This is a genomic window from Atribacteraceae bacterium, from assembly GCA_035477455.1.
GTDB lineage: Bacteria > Atribacterota > Atribacteria > Atribacterales > Atribacteraceae > DATIKP01.
The window spans coordinates 1-3309 of sequence record DATIKP010000129.1 but is presented as its reverse complement, the minus strand read 5'-3'; the positions used below and the strand labels follow the sequence as shown (position 1 = coordinate 3309).

8 protein-coding genes are annotated in these 3309 nt (G+C 48.6%); all 8 read right to left on the bottom strand.

Annotation, left to right across the window (positions count from 1 at the left end; all coding sequences use genetic code 11):
• Nucleotides 1–459: 459 nt before the first annotated feature.
• Nucleotides 460–831, bottom strand: coding sequence for a DUF5615 family PIN-like protein (locus VLH40_07930; protein ID HSV31931.1), 372 nt, complete (start codon nucleotides 829–831; stop codon nucleotides 460–462).
• 1 nt (nucleotide 832) lies between these two features.
• Nucleotides 833–1060 carry a DUF433 domain-containing protein gene (locus VLH40_07925; protein ID HSV31930.1) on the bottom strand — a complete coding sequence of 76 codons (228 nt, stop codon included), beginning with the start codon at nucleotides 1058–1060 and terminating at the stop codon, nucleotides 833–835.
• An 86-nt stretch (nucleotides 1061–1146) separates the two neighbouring features.
• Nucleotides 1147–1479 (bottom strand): sugar phosphate nucleotidyltransferase, encoded by a 333-nt coding sequence (locus VLH40_07920; GenBank protein ID HSV31929.1) that lies wholly within the window; start codon nucleotides 1477–1479, stop codon nucleotides 1147–1149.
• Nucleotides 1464–1682: a sugar phosphate nucleotidyltransferase gene (locus tag VLH40_07915; GenBank protein ID HSV31928.1), complete on the bottom strand. Its 219-nt coding sequence runs from the start codon at nucleotides 1680–1682 to the stop codon at nucleotides 1464–1466. The genes VLH40_07920 and VLH40_07915 overlap by 16 nt, the downstream gene beginning before the upstream one ends.
• A 297-nt stretch (nucleotides 1683–1979) precedes the next feature.
• Nucleotides 1980–2309, bottom strand: coding sequence for a type II toxin-antitoxin system HicA family toxin (locus tag VLH40_07910; GenBank protein ID HSV31927.1), 330 nt, complete (start codon nucleotides 2307–2309; stop codon nucleotides 1980–1982).
• A gap of 19 nt (nucleotides 2310–2328) precedes the next feature.
• On the bottom strand, nucleotides 2329–2637 hold the full coding sequence (locus tag VLH40_07905) for a HEPN domain-containing protein (GenBank protein ID HSV31926.1): 309 nt from the start codon (nucleotides 2635–2637) through the stop codon (nucleotides 2329–2331).
• Nucleotides 2634–2975 carry a nucleotidyltransferase domain-containing protein gene (locus VLH40_07900; protein ID HSV31925.1) on the bottom strand — a complete coding sequence of 114 codons (342 nt, stop codon included), beginning with the start codon at nucleotides 2973–2975 and terminating at the stop codon, nucleotides 2634–2636. Before VLH40_07900 ends, VLH40_07905 begins: the two co-directional genes overlap by 4 nt.
• Nucleotides 2976–2991: 16 nt before the next feature.
• Nucleotides 2992–3309 (bottom strand): sugar ABC transporter ATP-binding protein (locus VLH40_07895; protein HSV31924.1); only part of this gene is annotated, 318 nt, incomplete at its 5' end.

The following is a 3309-nucleotide window of genomic DNA, read 5'->3' as shown; positions in this document are numbered from 1 at the left end:
TTGAATTCAGCAGATGGGTAGGAATCTTCTACGACGAGCAGATGACGGCGGCGATGATAGACCGCCTTGTGCATCACAGTTACCTGTTGCTATTCGCCGGCCCGAGCAACCGGGTGAGAGACTCCCTCATGCGCAGTGGAGAGTGAAGAAATTCCCCACCCCCCACTGGGGAAATATTTTTGCAACTTTGGGGATTTCCCTCTTGCAAAAAACAGCCTGCGGATGGTAAAAATCAGTGCACTTATAGGCAAACAGGGCGGTTTCACTGGTGAGGCAAAAGCCGTGGGCAAACCCTTCCGGAATGTATACTTGGCGCTTATTGGCGGCGGAAAGGGTTACTCCCACCCACTGGCCGAAGGTCGCTGAGCCGATCCTTATAACAAGATTCAGCAGGTATTGGCCGTAGCCGTTCTTTTTTAACGGCTCGGCAAGTTTAAGCTTTCAAGTGCCGGCCTGCCTCTAATACCGTTCCTTGTGCCTTCTTATTCTCATTCTCTGCTGCTCCAGTACGATAATGTTGCCGATAATGTCTTTATCCGTTAACACCTTGAGAGATCGCAACAATAAGCCAATCGTTTGGTCTATGGAAAAAGAATTGGGCACTCTTAATAATACGAGGCCGCAATGCTGTATTGAAGACAAAAAAAAGAGATCTGAAAATCCTACATCAGCGGTTATTACAGTTGCTCCTTGTTGAATTGCATATTCCAAAATTTCTTTATCCTTAGCACCGCGCAAGCCTGTATCACGGACATCGATGGCTTCATATCCGGCTTCACGAAGAAAACTTGCCATAGACCGCGGCATATCCTCATCAATTATAAATCGCAATCTATGGTACCGTCCTTACTTCTTCTTCCGATAACAGATTGGCTGCATAACGCAATGCCGCCAAAATCTCTTCTTTCTTCAGCTCATATTCAGACATTAGTTCTTCATAAGAAATACCGCCGGCGAGTTTGCCCAAAATAAGGTCAACCGGTACTCGTGTACCTTTGATAACCGGCTTGCCGCCCTTTATCATCGGATCTATTACAATATTGGGTAGTATTTCATGCATCGATTACCGCCCCCTTGCTGGGTCATTAATCTATTATACCCCAAAAGCTTTTTGCCCAAAAATGCCTATGTCTAAGTCAATTGTTTTCATACCGGTCCGTCCTTCCGGACAAGATTCAGCAGGTATTGGCCGTAGCCGTTCTTTTTTAACGGCTCGGCAAGTTTAAGCACCTGCTCGGCATCGATTAACCCCAGGTGGTAGGCGATCTCTTCCGGGCAGGCTATTTTAAGTCCTTGGCGCTGTTCAATGGTTTCGATAAAATTGGCGGCCTGCAACAGCGCTTCGTGGGTGCCGGTATCCAGCCAGGCGATACCGCGACCGAGTTTTTCAACCCGGAGTTGTCCCTGTTGAAGGTAGAGTTTATTGATGTCGGTGATTTCCAGTTCGCCCCGGGCGGATGGTTTCAGATCTTTAGCCATGTCAGCGGGAGGTCCTGAAACAGCCTTTGATCCTGTGGAGTGGCGATGACCAGGACCTCGGTAAGGCCGGCCAGCATCAGGATGCTCAGCGGGTAATAGATCATCGGCTTGTCGTAAATGGGCATCAGTTGCTTACTGACTACGCGGGTAAGGGGGTAAAGCCGGGTGCCGGAGCCTCCGGCCAGGATTATGCCTTTATGCATTGCCTATCACTCTTAACCGCTCACCGCGGTAGCTTCCGTCAAGCACCCGCTGCCACCAATTCCGATTTTCCAGGTACCAACGGATGGTTGTGTACAGGCCTGTGGCAAACGTTTCTTGTGGCGCCCAGCCTAATTCACGCTGGATCTTGCCGGCGTCGCTGGCGTAGCGCCGGTCGTGGCCGGGGCGACTGTAAAACGGATCTTCATATTATAGCTACATCAAAAGGTATTCCTTGACGGCGTACAACAGCTCTTATTCACGGATCCCGATAGTTAATAACAGAATCTCTTCATCCTTTACGCTTTATTCAACAGGGAGAAATACTCCTCCCTTGTTACACCCGCCGTTCTCAAGTTGTTCTTGATTATAAATACAGGGATCTCGTTCCAGTCCGGTATGACAACTGGTCGTGCAATCCCCGGTTTTGTATAAACGAAATGATCTCCCTCGATCCTCACACATTTAAACCCAGCCTTTTCACTTTCAAGTACTCCTCCACCACCCGTCCCGCTTCCCCTTGCGCCCGTATCTCGCCCTGCTCCAGCCAGATCACCCGGTCGCAGGTTTTTCTTACTGCCCATTTTGAATTTCATCATCCTGCCAAGACACTTCTTCTGAAAATTCATATCTCCAACTGCCAATATCTCAAAGATAGCCGGTCTCTTTCAGGTAACTCTTAATCTTATTGGACAACTCCTCTGCCTCCTTTTTAAACTCGACAAAATCCTCTTTAGTAAACATATACGAAGGATTGTAGTCAGCCTCTTCCCTGTACTTCATAAGTCGAGAGAAGACATGGGAATCGGCTGGTTTGAAGGCGCCTTCTTTTACGAAACGAAGACCAAAAAGCCTGAGTGCCCCTTCGTGGCTTTTGGGTTCAACCCCTTTGGTCAGAAGCTTAACTGCTCTTTCCATCTCTTCACGAATATTCTCCCTTTTATTTTCCTCTATCATAGCGGTATGCCTTCTCTCTCAATATCAAGGGCTATTCTTCTCTCCCTCTTTTTGAGGAATTCAAATTCCTCCTTTGAAAGCACCAGCGTCGAAAGGGGTGTAAGATAGGTTATCTCGATATCGGCAACCATATTAAGAATCTGATTCTTAAGTTCCCTTGTCAGACCCCGGACAATGATCGCTATATCAATGTCGGATTCAATAGCATAATCCCCCCTTGCCCTTGACCCGTAGAGAATTAACGCTACCCGCTCACCTAAAAATCCCTTTAGAACAGCTTTTAGTTCTATCAAGACCCTGTCTTCCCTATCAACTGCGTGTTTTGTGAATTCATTCATCGCTGCCACCTCCAGCCTACCCTTGGGCTTTCAAGTACTCCTCCACCACCCGTCCCGCTTCCCCTTGCGCCCGTATCTCGCCCTGCTCCAGCCAGATCGCCCGGTCGCAGGTTTTTTTTACCGCCTCCATGCTGTGCGAGACGTAGACGGTGGTGACTCCGCCCTTGATGAGCTCCAACAATGCTTTGCCGGATTTTTTCTGGAACGACTCGTCGCCCACAGCCAAGATCTCGTCTATTAGTAGCACTTCCGGAGAGGTATGGATGGCAATAGAGAAGGCCAGCCTCATCTGCATGCCGCTGGAGTAGGTCCTGATCGGCATATTGATAAACTC

What these genes read in the sequence shown, in the direction of transcription:
- VLH40_07900 (HSV31925.1), bottom strand. Translation starts at nt 2,975, where the DNA reads ATGAATGAATTCACAAAACACGCAGTTGATAGGGAAGACAGGGTCTTG.
- VLH40_07920 (HSV31929.1), bottom strand. Translation starts at nt 1,479, where the DNA reads ATGGCTAAAGATCTGAAACCATCCGCCCGGGGCGAACTGGAAATCACC.
- VLH40_07910 (HSV31927.1), bottom strand. Translation starts at nt 2,309, where the DNA reads ATGAATTTTCAGAAGAAGTGTCTTGGCAGGATGATGAAATTCAAAATG.
- VLH40_07905 (HSV31926.1), bottom strand. Translation starts at nt 2,637, where the DNA reads ATGATAGAGGAAAATAAAAGGGAGAATATTCGTGAAGAGATGGAAAGA.
- VLH40_07915 (HSV31928.1), bottom strand. Translation starts at nt 1,682, where the DNA reads ATGCATAAAGGCATAATCCTGGCCGGAGGCTCCGGCACCCGGCTTTAC.
- VLH40_07925 (HSV31930.1), bottom strand. Translation starts at nt 1,060, where the DNA reads ATGCATGAAATACTACCCAATATTGTAATAGATCCGATGATAAAGGGC.